This is a genomic window from Bradyrhizobium sp. C-145 (assembly GCF_023375135.1).
GTDB lineage: Bacteria > Pseudomonadota > Alphaproteobacteria > Rhizobiales > Xanthobacteraceae > Bradyrhizobium > Bradyrhizobium zhanjiangense.
Genome location: NZ_CP088150.1, coordinates 4,581,862 through 4,596,355, shown reverse-complemented (window position 1 = coordinate 4,596,355; position 14,494 = coordinate 4,581,862). Strand labels below are relative to the sequence as shown.

17 protein-coding genes and 1 riboswitch are annotated in these 14,494 nt (G+C 61.3%); of the genes, 14 read left to right on the top strand and 3 right to left on the bottom strand.

All coding sequences use genetic code 11. The features are described 5' to 3' along the window. The first annotated feature begins 43 nt into the window (after nt 1-43). From LRP30_RS21425 to LRP30_RS21385, 9 genes are all read left to right on the top strand, one after another. A complete protein-coding gene (locus LRP30_RS21425) occupies nt 44-220 on the top strand; it encodes a hypothetical protein (RefSeq protein ID WP_164934897.1) in 177 nt (58 codons plus the stop codon). Nucleotides 221-370: 150 nt separating this feature from the next. Beyond that, on the top strand, nt 371-580 hold the full coding sequence (locus LRP30_RS21420; RefSeq protein ID WP_091885589.1) for a hypothetical protein: 210 nt from the start codon (nt 371-373) through the stop codon (nt 578-580). A 132-nt stretch (nt 581-712) separates the two neighbouring features. Continuing rightward, nucleotides 713-970, top strand: coding sequence for a hypothetical protein (locus LRP30_RS21415; RefSeq protein WP_128933557.1), 258 nt, complete (start codon nt 713-715; stop codon nt 968-970). An 89-nt stretch (nt 971-1,059) separates the two neighbouring features. Next, a riboswitch (cobalamin riboswitch) is annotated at nt 1,060-1,275 on the top strand. A 115-nt stretch (nt 1,276-1,390) separates the two neighbouring features. Next, nucleotides 1,391-3,625, top strand: a complete 2,235-nt coding sequence (locus tag LRP30_RS21410; RefSeq protein ID WP_249761589.1) for a TonB-dependent receptor — start codon at nt 1,391-1,393, stop codon at nt 3,623-3,625. A 61-nt stretch (nt 3,626-3,686) separates the two neighbouring features. After that, nucleotides 3,687-4,268, top strand: a complete 582-nt coding sequence (locus LRP30_RS21405; protein ID WP_249761588.1) for a hypothetical protein — start codon at nt 3,687-3,689, stop codon at nt 4,266-4,268. 828 nt (nt 4,269-5,096) lie between these two features. Next, nucleotides 5,097-5,342, top strand: a complete 246-nt coding sequence (locus tag LRP30_RS21400) for a hypothetical protein (RefSeq protein WP_249761587.1) — start codon at nt 5,097-5,099, stop codon at nt 5,340-5,342. A gap of 17 nt (nt 5,343-5,359) precedes the next feature. Continuing rightward, nucleotides 5,360-5,653, top strand: a complete 294-nt coding sequence (locus tag LRP30_RS21395) for a hypothetical protein (protein ID WP_249761586.1) — start codon at nt 5,360-5,362, stop codon at nt 5,651-5,653. Between the two features lie 252 nt (nt 5,654-5,905). Beyond that, nucleotides 5,906-6,151: a hypothetical protein gene (locus LRP30_RS21390; RefSeq protein WP_249761585.1), complete on the top strand. Its 246-nt coding sequence runs from the start codon at nt 5,906-5,908 to the stop codon at nt 6,149-6,151. Between the two features lie 599 nt (nt 6,152-6,750). Next, a complete protein-coding gene (locus LRP30_RS21385; protein ID WP_249761584.1) occupies nt 6,751-7,836 on the top strand; it encodes a transporter in 1,086 nt (361 codons plus the stop codon). A 72-nt stretch (nt 7,837-7,908) separates the two neighbouring features. Here LRP30_RS21385 and LRP30_RS21380 read toward each other — a convergent pair whose 3' ends face one another. Both LRP30_RS21380 and LRP30_RS21375 read right to left on the bottom strand, forming a co-directional pair. Continuing rightward, nucleotides 7,909-8,376 carry a hypothetical protein gene (locus tag LRP30_RS21380; RefSeq protein ID WP_249761583.1) on the bottom strand — a complete coding sequence of 156 codons (468 nt, stop codon included), beginning with the start codon at nt 8,374-8,376 and terminating at the stop codon, nt 7,909-7,911. An 86-nt stretch (nt 8,377-8,462) separates the two neighbouring features. Then, nucleotides 8,463-8,627 (bottom strand): hypothetical protein, encoded by a 165-nt coding sequence (locus LRP30_RS21375; RefSeq protein ID WP_164934583.1) that lies wholly within the window; start codon nt 8,625-8,627, stop codon nt 8,463-8,465. Nucleotides 8,628-8,858: 231 nt separating this feature from the next. On the opposite strand from LRP30_RS21375, the gene LRP30_RS21370 reads away from it, so the two are divergent. Genes LRP30_RS21370 through LRP30_RS21350 form a run of 5 tightly spaced genes read left to right on the top strand, consistent with a single transcriptional unit; the run spans nt 8,859 to nt 12,549 of the window. Then, the gene (locus tag LRP30_RS21370) at nt 8,859-9,266 is read left to right on the top strand and encodes a hypothetical protein (RefSeq protein ID WP_128939501.1); all 408 of its coding nucleotides are present in this window, start codon (nt 8,859-8,861) and stop codon (nt 9,264-9,266) included. Between the two features lie 28 nt (nt 9,267-9,294). Then, a complete protein-coding gene (locus tag LRP30_RS21365; protein WP_164934582.1) occupies nt 9,295-9,471 on the top strand; it encodes a hypothetical protein in 177 nt (58 codons plus the stop codon). A gap of 9 nt (nt 9,472-9,480) precedes the next feature. After that, nucleotides 9,481-10,143: an SOS response-associated peptidase gene (locus LRP30_RS21360; RefSeq protein WP_249761582.1), complete on the top strand. Its 663-nt coding sequence runs from the start codon at nt 9,481-9,483 to the stop codon at nt 10,141-10,143. 59 nt (nt 10,144-10,202) lie between these two features. After that, nucleotides 10,203-10,712, top strand: coding sequence for a hypothetical protein (locus tag LRP30_RS21355; protein ID WP_249761581.1), 510 nt, complete (start codon nt 10,203-10,205; stop codon nt 10,710-10,712). A 52-nt stretch (nt 10,713-10,764) separates the two neighbouring features. Continuing rightward, entirely contained in the window at nt 10,765-12,549 is a 1,785-nt protein-coding gene (locus tag LRP30_RS21350; protein ID WP_128939261.1) for a DUF4209 domain-containing protein, read from the top strand. A gap of 314 nt (nt 12,550-12,863) precedes the next feature. Here LRP30_RS21350 and LRP30_RS21345 read toward each other — a convergent pair whose 3' ends face one another. Beyond that, on the bottom strand, nt 12,864-14,453 hold the full coding sequence (locus LRP30_RS21345) for an IS66 family transposase (protein WP_249756789.1): 1,590 nt from the start codon (nt 14,451-14,453) through the stop codon (nt 12,864-12,866). Nucleotides 14,454-14,494: the final 41 nt, after the last annotated feature.

Below are 14,494 nucleotides of genomic sequence, written 5' to 3'. Positions count from 1 at the left end.
GCTTAGGCTCGACGTCCCTGAGGCGTCAGATGGGGACACGCCGATGACACACCTTGAGGACAGGCTCGAACGGTTCGAGACGCTCTCCGCCGAGTGCGAGCTGATTGCCAAGCTCGCCACCGACAGCACCAAGCGCGAGTTCTATCTGAAGCTCGCCGAGCAGTACCGCCAGCTGGCAGTGGATATGCGGCAGGCGATCGCGACCAGCGCTGCTGCTTGAGGCCGACTGCAATCCGTTCTTAACATTTGGCGCGCATTCTCAGGCGCATGCGGGCGTCGCTGATTGGCGATGGCTCGTAGTGGGAAGGCCGGGGTTCGTTGCAATGCAGCGCCTCGCGAGTGTCACTTGCCATGTTTGACGGGCAATCCCATGCGTCTCGTTGCAGTGATCATATTCGCGCTCATGACGGCGGCCTGCGATCAGGAGCAGGACATCACCGGCTCGACGTCGACCTGCCCGATGCGAAACTACAGCTACAATCCTCGCGACATGAACCAGTGCGTCAGCGCCTGCAAGTCATGCGATCACGGCACCACGGTCACCTGCACGACCTCCTGCACCCTCAAGGGGGCTCGCTGAGTTCTTGATGCTTGTGGCCAAAATCGCCGGCGCGCCAAAAGACAGGAGGCTGTCGGCGGTGCCCAGGCACCGGAACGATTCACTTGGATTAATCATTGAAGGAGGCGGGCAGGACGCGTGGAGTCCGATTGAATGGGTATGCTCGATCCCGGCCGGTTCCTAGTGTCGTGCTCGCATTGCGACGCTTGGCCGATGGCTGCCAACGTCAAACGTTCAAGCTGGTCGGCATTCCCGCGTGAGGTCCGTTTCGTGTGTCGGCGCTGCCGCCGCGAGGAGACCGCGATTGTCTCTGCCTCCGGCGAACTGACGCCGATCAAGCGCATCGATGTTCCGCCACGCGACGTCGCCATCGCTTGGGCGCAGGCCCAGCGCCCGCGAGGGCGGACGTAGCTGCCGGGCCTCTGCTTGCGGGACGCACCGGCAGCGGCGAGTGGTCGCTGCCAGATGCAACCAGTCGATTGACTCCCGGGCTGCACGACTCGTAAAAGATCCGCGACGGTTCTCCTCACGGAGATCAAAAGGGAACGTGGTGCGAGATTTTCCCAACGCCGGGATCTTCTCAATGCCATGGCTGCCCCCGCAACTGTAAGCGGCGAATCTCTCGTCCTATGCCACTGGGAATCTCGGTCCTGGGAAGGCGACGGAGAGGTAACGACCCGCGAGCCAGGAGACCTGCCGTCAGCCGTGGTCACACGCGAAGATGTCGGTCGGGGAGTACAGACATTAGCTTCACCGGAGCGATTGATCGCTTCGTCGTGAAACCTCGTTCGCTGTGACGTGCCACTGACGTCCTGCCGAGGTTTTGTTCGCATGTCTTCCGTTTCCGCCGCAATCCGGTGCCGTCGCACGGCCTGGCTGGCGTCCAGCTTCATCATTCCCGTTCTTGTCCTCAATATGAGGGGCGTCCGCGCCCAGACTGCCGCCGAGCAGTTGCCGCCGGTCGAAGTGACCAGGGCCGACGATCAGAACCGCACGCGTGCCAGGGCGAGCAGCGATGGCGACATGGGGAGACGCCGTGCGACGCCGAACGGCGCGCCGACAGGGACCGGCTCGGCCGGCTTTGGCGGTGAGGCGGCCAGCAACAATGGAGGCATCGTCGACGCCGCCACGACCGTCATCACCGCCGCGGACGTCGCCCATTCGCCGTCGCAGACGCTTGCCGAGATCATCTCGACGCAAGTACCGGGCGCCCAGATCACGACGTTCTATGGCGGTCCGATCGGCGCCAAGACCGGTGTCGACCTGCGCGGCTTCGGCGCGTTCGCAACGACCAACACGCTGGTGCTGGTCAACGGACGGCGGCTGAACGACATCGACATGGCGCAGGTGGACCTTGCCACCATCCCGCTCAATTCGATCGAGCGCATCGAGATCACGCGCGGCAATTCCGGTGCGGTGCTCTATGGGGACAACGCGGTCGGCGGCGTCATCAACATCGTCACCAAGAACGGCGTCGGCGGACCACCCATGGCCGCGGGCATCGAGGTCGGCTTCGGCTCGTTCAACACCAGGCTCGCCAACGTCTCGACGTGGCTCAATTCCGGTCCGTGGTCGACCTCGTTTTACGGCAACACCGTCAAGACCGATGGCTATCGTGACAACAATCGTTATTCCCAGGAGAACGGCGTCGGCAATCTGAACTACACGACGCCGGGGTTGACTGCTTTCCTGTCCGTGACCGGCGACAATCAGGAGCTGCGACTGCCGGGCGGCCGCACCGTCGATCCCTCGATCGGTCTCGACGAGCTCGCGACCAACCGGAAGGGGACCAGCACGCCCTTCAACTATGCCAACCAGCAAGGTTTTGGCGCGACAGCGGGCTTCACAAAAACCCTGGTGAACGGCGTCGATCTCATCGTCGACGGCGGCCTGCGCGACAAGAGGCAGCAGAGTGCATTCTTCTCCAGTCCGACGCCGGCGCCCGCCTTCTTCACCTCGACCTATGTCGACGCCGATCTGACGACATGGTCGATCACGCCGCGGCTCAGCGTGAAGAGCCTCCTGCTCGGAATGCCGTCGCAGCTCTTGACCGGCATCGACTATTACGATGCGAGCTTTCAGCAGAACCGCGGCGCCGGCCAGGGTCTCGCCGCCTGGCACAATTACGACCTCAGGCAGCAGACCGTTGCGGGCTATTTTCAGCACACATTGGGTGTGACGCCCACGACCGACGTTTCCTATGGCGCGCGGGTGCAGACCATCAGTCTGTCGGCACGTGACAATTTTGATCCGGCGGCTCCGTTCAACGCCGACATCGGCGCGCACCCGCTCAGGAGCGACGAGACCCAGTATGCGCTGCACCTCGGTGCCGAGCATCGCCTCAACGACATTGTCTCGCTGTTCGGCCGCGCCGCGCGGTCGTTTCGCACGCCTGACGTCGACGAGCGGGTGTCGTCAGGACCCTCATTCGATCCCTTCTTCAATCCACTGCCGCGAACGTTCCTGCTCAAGACCCAGACCTCGCAGGATGTCGAGGCTGGGCTACGTATCAAGGGAGGCGGTCTTCAGATGCAGAGCAGTCTCTATCTGATGGACCTCGCCAACGAGATCCATTTCAATCCAATCCTGTTCTACAACGCCAATCTCGATCCGACCCGTCGTTACGGCTCGGAGACCAGTGTCTCCTATCGCGTCAACGACGCGCTGCTCTTGCGCGCCGGCATGGCTTATACGAGGGCTGTCTTCCGAGGGGGCGTCTGGGCGGGCAATGACGTGCCGCTGGTCTCGCGCTACACCGCGAGTGCGGGTGTCACCTGGAACATCTGGCAGAACTATGTCGTGCTCGACGCCACCGCGCGATTCTGGAGCGAGCGTCGCATGGACAACGACCAGGCCGGAACGCAGAAGCCGATCCCTGCCAATGGCACGATCGACCTCAAGCTCAGTGGTCAATATGAGCGGTACTTCTGGTCGCTCAGCGTCAACAATTTGCTGAACGCGCTCTACTACGACTATGCAGTCGCAAGCACCTTTACCGACGGTCGCTTCAGCGCCTATCCGCTGCCCGGCCGCAGCTATCTGCTCAAAGCCGGCGCCACGTTCTGACGTCGATAGGGCTGTCACACGTCCCCAAATGCACTAGAATTCGAATAGAAGGAGATCACTTATGGCTCTCAGCATCCAGCCGTCTCACGCCGACCGTCTGCGGCTTCACCCGGTCGCGCCGCGTCTTGCGCCGATGTTCTGCTTTGCGCTGCTGACGGCGTCATGCGCGCTCGCAAGCTTCGCGCTCGCCTGTGCAACACCGTTCGCGGCCTTTGCCGTCGTCGCGGCCGCGATGCTGCCGCTGCGCCCGGCGCTGCTCGTCGTCACTGGCGCCTGGCTCGTCAACCAGACCATCGGCTTCGGCGCGCTGCACTATCCCATCGACGGCAGCACCATCGCCTGGGGTTTTGCGATCGGCGCGGCCGCGCTGCTGGCGACCACCGTTTCGTCTGCGGTGCTGCGCATGCTGCCGCAGGGCCGCACGCCGCTGGCGCTGGCCGTCACGCTCGTCGCCGCCTATGCGGCCTATGAGCTCGCGCTGCTCGCCGCGACGCCGTTCCTGGGGGGAGAGGGCGCCTTCACCGCAGCCATCGTGATGCGCCTTGGGCTGACCAGCGCCGCCTGGCTCGCCGGTCTCGTCGCCGCCTGCGAGATCGTCCGCCTGCTCGATCCGTTCGGGCGCAAGCGAGCGATGTCGGCCTGAGCGCCGCTACGTTCGACGTCGTGGCGCCATCGGGGCTGCAGGATTTTGCTGTGTCGCTCTCTGTCAATCCTCGTTCGCGAAAATATTCCACTTTACCGAAATTCGGATTTGTCGTATGTGTCGCTCATCCCGGCTCACCCTTGAGGGGCGATCATGTGTCGTGATGATCGCAGAGCCGGGCTTGCGGTGGACGCGGCAGCGTCGGGCGCGAGAGCTAAGGGCAGGGCGGATTGCTCTCCGTGAGCCCTTAAGGCTTCGCGCGGACGGACGGCGCTGTCAGGTTCGTCGTGCCAGCATTTCGATGGCAACGTGCACAACGCCGTCGAACCCTGTGGTGCCAACGAACCGCGCGTACGGCAAAACCGTGTGGTCCTTTCCGCCAGCGATATTTTCGGTCCGTTGAAATCGCCGGAAGTGCCTGAAGATAAAGACATATTGCTGCTTCTGCCGGACGGGCGAAAAGCCCGTCCGAACCTGCTGGGCCCTAATAGGCCCTAGTTTCACATGGGTGCGCTGACGCGGCCCGGTCCCGGTCCCCTTAGCCCGTCCCCGGCCGCGCTCTACGGCCTTTCCTGCGGCCTTGCCTATGCGCTGGCGCGGCCCTGTTCGGTGTCCTGTGGCCCTGTCGCTCTGGCGCGCCGTGCGGGCTTCCTGCGGGCTCTGACGCCTTCCCGTCGCTTGCCGCCCTGCTGCCGAGACTGTGGAAACCGGGAAACAACCGGCATCTCTCCGCCAAACAGGTCTACGCTCGTCTGCGACCGAGTTTGGGGAGGGCGATATGGAGTTCGAGCTTAAGGGCGCGCTGAAGAAGTATCGTCGGATGCGATCATGGCGGCGCGCCGGAATGGCGATCATGGCATTCGGTGCGATGTCAGCGCCGTGGGTTCTCGATCTGGGGCGGACGGACGGGCTGATATTGCGCTTGTCCTGTGGATGACTGGCGAACTCGAAATGCGATTGAAGACAATCCAGACACGGCTTGCCGGAATGAACGATCAACTGAATGCGCTCACCCGCAGAGACCCCGATCACGGTCCGGATGCTGATTTGATCCTCGAACTCAACGACTGGTGACGAGAGGGGCACGATCAATGAAGGCATTAAGGGTCATCGGCTATGTCTGCCTCTCGCTCGTTTCCGTCTACAGCGTCGTCTTTAGCGACAGCAAAAACTTCCAGTGGCTGGTGGTCGCCTGTTGGGCTGCGGTCTTTTACTACTGGTGGATAGAGGATCGAGATGCTCGCAAGATCAGAGAGGAAAAACGGTTTCAAGAACTCGCTTCGCGGGTAGCCTATCTCGAACGTCAGACAAGAACGCTTGAGTATCAGGTTGGGGAGCTCCAGCGCGTGTCATCAAGGGGCGGAACATGGTCTCCGCCAAGCTGAGGTGTCGTTGGCGCTCGCGACGCTGGCGTGGCTGTCGTCTGCGCACCGGCTAGCAGCGCGGGAATTTCAGTCGTCGTTCCAGAGAGACAATAGGCCGTGCTTGTGGCCGAGATTTTCCCGGTCCAATCCGACTTTCACTCGCCACTCCCAGTGCTCAGGGAGTGTCTTGTTGTGCTTCTCCCTGTTGCATTTTGCATGGGCCAACAGAAAATTTGATCGATGATCGAGCCCTCCCTTCGCTAGCGGCCTCATATGATCGACCTCTCCCTCTTCCGGGCGCTCTATTTGCTCAAAACAACAAAGGCACAGGCCGTTTTGTCGTTTCCACAATTTTTGCTTGATCTCCAACGGAAAGCTTCGTCGAGCGCCATTCCCGGCGTGTGCTCGCTTCGCATCTCGAGTTTTGCGGCCTTCTGGATTGTGCTTATCGCGCTCTCTCGAAGCCTTGTTCATACAGGCCCGGCAATATCCTTTCAAAGTTTTGCCGGACGGGGCTGATCCAAAGAACTCTCTCGTTGCTGCCTTCGTCTCGCCGCAGCGCGTGCACGTCCGGACCGCTCCCAAATTCACTTGCGCTCCCCCAAAAGTCCCGACCGATCCAAAGCAGCGACCAGCCGAACTCAGATGTTAGCACGGGTTTGTTCACGAACGTCGAGACCAAGCTGACGCATGGCAAAAAATGGTTCCCAATGGCCGACGTGGGAGCCAGCGGTCTGTTGGCGCTCGATGGCGATGACGCGATGGAGCGCACAAGCAGGATGTTTGCCCCATCAGGGGCGACCGTAGAAGGATGGCGCTCCCTCGCAAGGTAGTCAGGGTCCTTCGGAGGGTGCCGCGCGCGCGGGGACCGCGCGACCGCGCCGTATGAGGATATTTGCAATTTCTCATTTCGCTGTAAATTTTGTACCATCTCGCACACAAAGGCGGTGCGTGTTGTGGCGTGTCGTCCGACATTGTCGAAGTCCGAGCCCTTCCGACCGCCAGTGCAGTTTTGGCGCAAACCGGACATTTGGCCGGACCGAAAAGTCTCGGCCAATACCGGAAGTGACGAAATGAACGTATAATGGATGCCGTGCGTGACGTGAGGGGGGCGAACAATGATCAACCGACTATCATTCATTGTTGCTCTGGTCGCATCGACGGCCATCGGCGTGAGTGCCGCCTCGGCGCATCATCCCGGCATCGGCGGTATCGGTGGTGCAGGCGGCATCCTGACGATAGGCGCTGGCACCCTCGACGAGGGGCAGTTCGCGTTTTCCGCTTTCATCGATTATCTCCGGCTCAAGCAACTGAGCGAACCGACGCTGCTCGCGAACGTCGGCAACGGCGTCCATGGCCTGCAAACAGTCGAGAGCTACGGTGTTGCGCTTGCCTATGGCATCACCAACGATCTCACGGTGTCGGTGCGCCTGCCATGGGTGCGCCGCACCGGCATCCTCGAAGCCGTGCAGGAAGACCCGGCTGCTCCCGCCACAGTGCGTGACCGTGGCAATACATCGGGTTTCGGCGATGTCACCGTACTTGGTCAATATCGCTTCGTGAACAATCAGGTCAGCGGAACGCAGGCGGCAGTGCTATTTGGTGTCAAGGCTCCGACGGGTACGACCGACTTGGTTGATCGGTTCGGTGAAATCTTCGAGGCCGAATTTCAGCCCGGATCGGGCTCTTGGGATTGGCTTTTCGGCGCAGCGTTGAGCCAGCGCTTAAATCCCGCGTTGAGCTTCCATGCCAACGTGCTGGCGATTGCTAATGGCACCGGAACGCAAAACACCAACCTCGGCAACCGCTTCCTTTATAATGCCGCGCTTTCCTACCGGGTCTTCGGCGAGACCGCGAGCGAGCCGCATACGCACGATACACGGAACGCTTATGCGCATGCTGGTCATGACCACTCGAGGGTGATCACGAAGGCTTCAACGGTGACCGCGCCGCACGGTCACGTTGCGCTCGACGCATTACTCGAGATCAACGGCGAATGGCATGACAAGCAACGAATTGCCGGGATCAGCGATCCCAATTCGGGCGGCAACACGATCTTCGTTTCGCCGGGTCTTCGGCTGACCATGGATAACTGGTCGAGCTACGTGCTTGTCGGCATTCCGGTCGTCAACAACTACAACGGTGTGCAAGCCACCCCCGCATGGCGCACTTTGGTGGGGGTCTCCGCCGTCTTTGGCCCCTGATCGGCGACGAAGTCCGCTGTCGGTCAAAACGCGACTTGTGTTCTACGTCGGCTCTTAGGCCGGACCGGACGTTTACGGCCTGCTCCGCTGCTTGATCGCCCACAGCCGGTAAGCTTCGTCCTCGTAAGGGTCGGCGGCTGTCGGCGGCGGGACTAGCTTGGCCCCTTCCTTGCGGAAATGATCGAGACCGCGCCCCAGCTTTTTCCCGGTGAGTGTGTGCTGATCGTAGGCCGAGTCGGGGATTGTCGGTGCGTAGCCCTCCAGCGATGACCGCAGGCCTATGGCGGCTGCGAAGTGGCAGCCAGCACGGGACTTCGGTGACCGGCACATCATGCGGATGGCATTGCCGATCATCAGCCGGGCTTCGCCGATGCTCTTGCTGTAGCGGTCCCTTGATGCCGCGAGCGATGCTGCGACGAACGGGAAGACGTGCGGCGCTGCCAGTGTGTCGAGGTCTTCATGGCAGATTACTTCGAGCCTGTTGCAGACCATCGTGTGGAAGGCTTTGGAGGTGTGCATGAGTTCGACGGCGAATTCCATTGCTTCACGCTCCATGCCCCGGCGGATGCATTTCTGCATCGCTGAGACGCAGGCCATCGCGGGAAGGCCGCTCTTGGTATCGGGGATCATCGGCCTGCTCCGTCGCGCGAGATGGGGAGAACGATGGTCTTTCCCGCGACCATGGCCGCGACGACCGCGCGGGCCGCTTCGAGTGACCGGGCGTAGACAGTGAAAATCGGTTTCGGAAAATTATGATCGGGTGTCGTCTGATAGACGATGAAGGGCTGCACGGCTTGCTCCTGTGATTTGTTGGAGCCTGAAGGCAGCCATGCACCCCGAGCGCAGTCTATTCATGTTTTCCCGAAAATTTCATTGTCCCCGCCACTTTCGCGGGCTTGGAGTGTCCGGGTGCTTCACCCGCGACCGGCGCGGGTTGCGTCGTCCCCGTTGTGCCCGGCGCGTTGTCCACCGCTATCCCTAGCGGCTTGCCTGCCCGGCGTGCTGCCGTGCATTTTCTCGCCATGGGCACCAAGTCACGCGAGACCATTTACGGCGGGTCAGTCCGGGCGGCGGCTGAGCGCGCGACGGAGGCGCGCAAGCAAGCCGACCGGCTCGCCTGCGAGGCGTGGAATAAGCGCATGCTCGCCTTCAAAGGACCGGCGCAGCCGTCGCCGACGCTGGGCGATGCCCTCAATGCGGGTTACGGCTATCTGGAAGTCCGGTGCCTCGGCTGTGACACAAATCAGACCGTCGCGCTCGACATCGTGCGGCGACCGAAGTCAACGCCAGTTCATGAGCTGGAGCGCTACATGCGGTGCAAAGACTGCTCGCAGGTGCGCGGCTATCCGTACAAGCGCAGCCATTTGGTGGCCCTTCGGCGCACCAAGATTTCGGCGAGCGATCCGCCATCAACGTGGTGGCCGGGGTGAGAGGTGAAATGATCATGGGGGAGCGACGATGAACGGGAGCCGCTACTACGTGGTGCGATCAGAGGGCACGAAATACGGCATAGGCTTTGGCAGCGCGCTCGCTATCGCCATCAGCTACACCACCAACAAGTCGATCCTCTGGGCGATCATTCACGGCATTCTGGGCTGGCTGTACGTGATCTACTTCGCACTATTCTGGTCGTAGCCGTCGCCGATGTGCAACCTGTACAGCATCACCACCAACCAAGCCGCGATCATCAACCTGTTTCGCGTGATCAACCGCTACGTAGGCAACCTCGCGCCGATGTCGGGCGTGTTTCCTGACTACCCGGCGCCAGTAATCCGCAACACCGACGCGGGCACCGAGATGGCGCTGATGCGCTGGGGCATGCCGCCGCCGCCACGCACAGGCGGACCGCCGGTCACCAACATCCGCAACACATCGTCGCCGCACTGGCGCGGCTGGCTCAAGCCGGAGAGCCGGTGCTTGGTCCCGGCCAACAGCTTCGCCGAGTACGCGCCGGAGCCGAACCCGGAGACAAAGAAAAAGGACGTTGTCTGGTTCGCGCTCAACGAGGACCGGCCACTGTTCGCCTTCGCTGGCATCTGGACGACGTTCAACGGTGATCGCGGCACGAGGTCCAAGCCGGTGCCGGGGCCACATCAGGTCTACGGCTTTCTGACCACAGCGCCGAACGCGGTGGTCGAGCCGATCCACCCGAAGGCCATGCCAGTAATCCTGACGACCGACGAGGAGCGCGATGTGTGGATGCGCGCGCCGTGGGACGAGGCGAAGGCGCTGCAGCGGCCATTGCCGGACGAAGCGCTCCGGGTCGTGATGCGCGGGGCCGACAAGGAAGACAAGATTGCAGCATGAACTAGATGGGGGTGCAAATGGCTTTCACTTGGCCGAAGGGACTTAGCCAAGAAGACGAGATGCTGCTCGCGACGGGAGCGTTAATCACTAGTGCCGCCTCCCTCGAATTCTTCTTTTATGTTGTCCTCGAATGCCTCACCGAGAGAGAGGGCCAACGTCATTGCGAGGCCATTTGGCAATCTCATCGAAGCACTCGCTCACGTATCGACATGGTCCTAGCGGCGGCCCGGCTCAATCATCTGGAACCGGGCTTGCTCGCGAAAATCGAAGAGTGCGCGGGGCACATGAAGGGCATCAGCAAGCTTCGCAATTACTATGGCCATGCGCGGTTTGTACGGCAGGAGGGCTCAGCAATGTACGAGGGTTTTGTTTTAGCTTCGGAACAAGAAACAAGGGCAGGAGCCGACCCCGTAAGAACCACTATCAAGGTGATTAATTCCGAGACCATCAAGGAATTGAAGGATGCTGTAGACCGGGCCGAACGCCTTTACGAGCAGATGCTTCAGACTGCACATCGGTTGCGCGCACACACCGGCGCTGTACACGTAGAGCTTCCCGCCCTGACATAAGTCTCCGCCCGGAATACCGAAGCAGCGGCACACACACCTCAGCGAACAATAGATGCCTGAACTAATTGTGCCTGCCTCGATGGAAGAACTCATCAAGCGTTACGACGCTAAGGAAGAGCCGTTCGGCGAATTCGCCATCAGCGGCGAGTTGAACGCGGCGCGCATGGCGTTGATCGATCCCACCGAGGCCGAGGCTGCCGGAGCATGGGCGGAGGTTCTGGCGTTTGCGCTGTCAGCGGGCGGGCACGAAAATCCATGGAACAGTTACTTCGGGCCGATGGGATCAAGCACCGACGGTGACGGAAAAACGCTTTACTTCCCCGACATCTCGGGAACCCCTCCTGCCACCATCGACCATTGGGCTGCTCGGGCAAGATCGCTCAAGCATCCCTTCCTGAGGGCACGTTATGCCGATCTCGCTTGGGAGATGAGCGGTCTCATCGGAAAGCGTCGGCGCGATGTCGACGACGCCCGGATCGCCATCGATGCCTACCTTGATGCGATCCAGCGCATGGCCGAGGACCACGAGCATGTGCGGTTTGCAATCCGGGCGCTCGACCTAGCGGTCTTGATCAGGGATAAGGATCGCACCGATCGAGCGCGAGCTGCACTGATGGGCGTGCATCGATCGCTGATGCAAAACAAAGGTGGTTTGTGGTGGTACACAGTCGACCGGCTGCTCGAAGACAAAAAGGCAGACGTCACTGATGTAGAGCGCGCCGAGCTAGTCTCCGACTTGGAGAGCATCGTTACTACAGGTTCTAACACCAATGATCCTGCGCAGTTCAACCCCCACGAAGCCCAAGATGCCGCCGAACGTCTGATCCGGTATTACGGCCGCTTCGGCGAAGTCGACGACATCAAGCGCCTCCGTAAGGCGGTCGGCGCGTCGTTCGAGCATTTTGCAAGCAACGCAGATCCCATGCTCGCGGCAGCGCTGTTGCAAACGGCCACCGACCAGTACCGCAAGGCTGGACTAAAGGAGGACCATGACCGCACCCGCATAATGATGCAGCAGAAAATCGGTGCAGCGGGCGAGAACCTTCAGTCCTTCGAGCGAAAGATCGAGATACCACGTGACGATATGGAGAAGTTTCTCGACCTAATTGTGGTCGACGACCTAGCCACGACCTTTGTGCGCATTGCACGAGAGTTCTTGCTGAGCCGCGCCGAGCTTGAGCAGCAAGTACGACAGATGCTTAAGGAAGCGCCACTCATGGCTCATATCCCGGCAACAATCATGGCCGACAACCACGTTGCGGCCAAGATCGGCTCAGTGGAAGATGACCCGTTCGGCCGCCTAATGCATCAGACTAATTTTGCATTCCAGTTTGCCAGGCTATGGCTCGCTCAAGCCTTTCGACGGTTGTTCGAAAGACACGAGGTGGCGCCGGAGCATTTCGCCGGTTGGGCCAACCGGCACGGCTTGTTCGATGACATGGGCCTGCTCCTGGAAGGTCTCCGCGCTTGGGAGCGGGAGGATCATGTGAAGGCCGCGCATGTGCTCGTTCCGCAGGTTGAGTACGCGCTGCGTAAAGTGGCGGACGATCTTGGCGTGCCGATCACAAAGGCCCACCCGGTGGTTTCTGAAGCGAGTGTCGCAATCGGAATGGGTGAAATTCTGTACAACGAAAAAGTCGCCGAAGCTCTCGGTCCCGATGTTACATTACACCTTCAGGCGCTATATGCCGATCCGCGCGGAATGAACCTGCGCAACCAGATCGCTCATGGCTTGATGGAGGCGGGCCAGTTCTACTGGCATCCTGCCAATTTGATTGTACATTCGCTCCTCATGCTGGGCTTGTGGAAAGAGTTTGGCGTAAAACCCAAGAATTGAGACGCGCGACCCGGATCGTCCGCGCCGATCAAGTTCTGTTTGAGCGGGTGAGGCTCAATGCCAGCAAAGCCCGCCCTGACGGACCAGAGCGGTAGCTTAGGAGCACCGTTCGCTCTGGTCCCGTCCGCCCGGCGGCTTGCTGGCACACTGCCGGGCATCGGAAGCCGCCACAACAGAAGTACAGAAGCCCCCGGTTCTCCGTGTCCGGCCAATCAACCCGTACGCGCCCGACGTCCTTTGCCGCGCGCCCGATGCGGATCGAATTCATCAACCGCGTTCTGCCAAGCAATGATCGTAAGCGCTTAGCCATGACCCTATTGAAGCTGGCTTGACGTTTTGCGGAATCGCCACGGCATGAGGTCATCGATCCTGCTGTGGGGATGGCCGTCGATGATCGCCTCGAGTGTTTCAGCGATGTAGGCAACCGGGTTGACGCTGTTGAGCTTGCAGGTGGCGACGATCGACGCCAGCATGGCCCAGTTTTCGGCCCCGATTTCATGGCCCGCGAAGAGCGCATTTTTTCTGGTTAGGCAGACCGGCCGGATGGCGTTCTCGACCGGGTTGGTGTCGAGTTCGAGACGCCCGTCTTCGAGGAAGCGGGTCAGCCCCTGCCAGTGATTGAGCGCATAGCGGATGTCCTCGGCGAGCGTTGAGCCGCTGGAGATCATAGAAAGCTGCTTCTCAAACCACGGTTTTAAAGCCGCGATGAGGGGCAGCGAGTGCTCCTTGCGCGTGGCCAACCGGACGTCCGGCGACGAGCCGCGCACCATGGCTTCGATGGCGTAAAGCTGCGCGATGTGTCGAACGGCGGCCTCGGCGATCGGAGACTTGCTGTTGCGCACCAATTTGACGAAGCGCCGGCGCAAATGGCTCCAGCAATGCACGAGCGTCCACGGCCCTTGCGGTCGAACGACCTCGGTCAGCCGGTCATAACCGTCATAGGCATCGCATTGCAGGTAGCGTCCGCCAAAACCGTCGAGGAACTGCTCAGCAAAGGCACCGCTGCGACCAGGGGCATATCGGAACAGCACGATCGGCGGACTTGGCCCGCTGTGGCCGCGGTCGTCTGAGGCGATCGCCCAGAAGTAGCCTTTCTTCGTTTGGCCGCGCCCCGGATCGAGTACCGGCGCCCTGGTCTCATCCATGAACAGCCGATCCGCCATAGCCAGGTGGTGGCGCATGTGGTCCGCGATGGGCTGAAGATGGAAGCAGGCGCGGCCAGACCAGTTGCCCAGTGTCGCCCGATCAAGCCGGATCCCCTGGCGCGCATAGATCTCGGCCTGACGGTAAAATGGCGTGTGGTCGCCAAATTTGGAGACGATCACGTGCGCGATGGCCGCTTCGGTCGGCAGCCCGCCGGGCACGACGTGCTCCGGTGCGTGCGCCTGCACGACGGGGCCCGAGCAGCGGCGACAGATATATTTCGGGCGGCGCGTGACCAACACCCTCCATTGCGCCGGGATCACGTCCAGGCGTTTGCTGACGTCCTCGCCGATCTTCGCCATGGCGCCGCAACCGCACGGACAGAGCGTGCTTGCGGGCTCGATGATCCGTTCCACCTGCGGCAAATGGGCAGGCAAGCAGCCGCGATTGCGATGAGGACCTTGATCCGGCACGTTCCGCGATCGGCCGTTGATCACAGCCTCGGCTCTCTCCTGCGCCGCGTCCAAGATGCCTTGCGCGATCTCCACGTCTTCCAGCGGTAAGTGATACTGATCTGGCCGCAGCTTCTCGGACTTCGAGCCGAACTTCTCGCGGCGCAATTCGCCGAGAATGATCTCTAGCCGACGCCGCGCTTCCTCCGACGCCGCCAGCGCCCCCTGATGCTCGCTCAAGGCCGCCTGCGTTTGCGCCAAAAGCGCCTTGAGGCGTTCGTTTTCGTCGCGCAGCGCCGCGATGCTCATGTGCTATTTCGAGCACATCGGCGCCACACGTGCCACGCTCA

Excerpts from the sequence above, each read along its gene's own strand:
- LRP30_RS21425 (WP_164934897.1), top strand. The coding sequence starts at position 44 with ATGACACACCTTGAGGACAGGCTCGAACGGTTCGAGACGCTCTCCGCC.
- LRP30_RS21420 (WP_091885589.1), top strand. The coding sequence starts at position 371 with ATGCGTCTCGTTGCAGTGATCATATTCGCGCTCATGACGGCGGCCTGC.
- LRP30_RS21415 (WP_128933557.1), top strand. The coding sequence starts at position 713 with ATGGGTATGCTCGATCCCGGCCGGTTCCTAGTGTCGTGCTCGCATTGC.
- LRP30_RS21410 (WP_249761589.1), top strand. The coding sequence starts at position 1,391 with ATGTCTTCCGTTTCCGCCGCAATCCGGTGCCGTCGCACGGCCTGGCTG.
- LRP30_RS21405 (WP_249761588.1), top strand. The coding sequence starts at position 3,687 with ATGGCTCTCAGCATCCAGCCGTCTCACGCCGACCGTCTGCGGCTTCAC.
- LRP30_RS21400 (WP_249761587.1), top strand. The coding sequence starts at position 5,097 with ATGGCGGCGCGCCGGAATGGCGATCATGGCATTCGGTGCGATGTCAGC.
- LRP30_RS21395 (WP_249761586.1), top strand. The coding sequence starts at position 5,360 with ATGAAGGCATTAAGGGTCATCGGCTATGTCTGCCTCTCGCTCGTTTCC.
- LRP30_RS21390 (WP_249761585.1), top strand. The coding sequence starts at position 5,906 with ATGATCGACCTCTCCCTCTTCCGGGCGCTCTATTTGCTCAAAACAACA.
- LRP30_RS21385 (WP_249761584.1), top strand. The coding sequence starts at position 6,751 with ATGATCAACCGACTATCATTCATTGTTGCTCTGGTCGCATCGACGGCC.
- LRP30_RS21380 (WP_249761583.1), bottom strand. The coding sequence starts at position 8,376 with ATGGAATTCGCCGTCGAACTCATGCACACCTCCAAAGCCTTCCACACG.
- LRP30_RS21370 (WP_128939501.1), top strand. The coding sequence starts at position 8,859 with ATGGGCACCAAGTCACGCGAGACCATTTACGGCGGGTCAGTCCGGGCG.
- LRP30_RS21365 (WP_164934582.1), top strand. The coding sequence starts at position 9,295 with ATGAACGGGAGCCGCTACTACGTGGTGCGATCAGAGGGCACGAAATAC.
- LRP30_RS21360 (WP_249761582.1), top strand. The coding sequence starts at position 9,481 with ATGTGCAACCTGTACAGCATCACCACCAACCAAGCCGCGATCATCAAC.
- LRP30_RS21355 (WP_249761581.1), top strand. The coding sequence starts at position 10,203 with ATGCTGCTCGCGACGGGAGCGTTAATCACTAGTGCCGCCTCCCTCGAA.
- LRP30_RS21350 (WP_128939261.1), top strand. The coding sequence starts at position 10,765 with ATGCCTGAACTAATTGTGCCTGCCTCGATGGAAGAACTCATCAAGCGT.
- LRP30_RS21345 (WP_249756789.1), bottom strand. The coding sequence starts at position 14,453 with ATGAGCATCGCGGCGCTGCGCGACGAAAACGAACGCCTCAAGGCGCTT.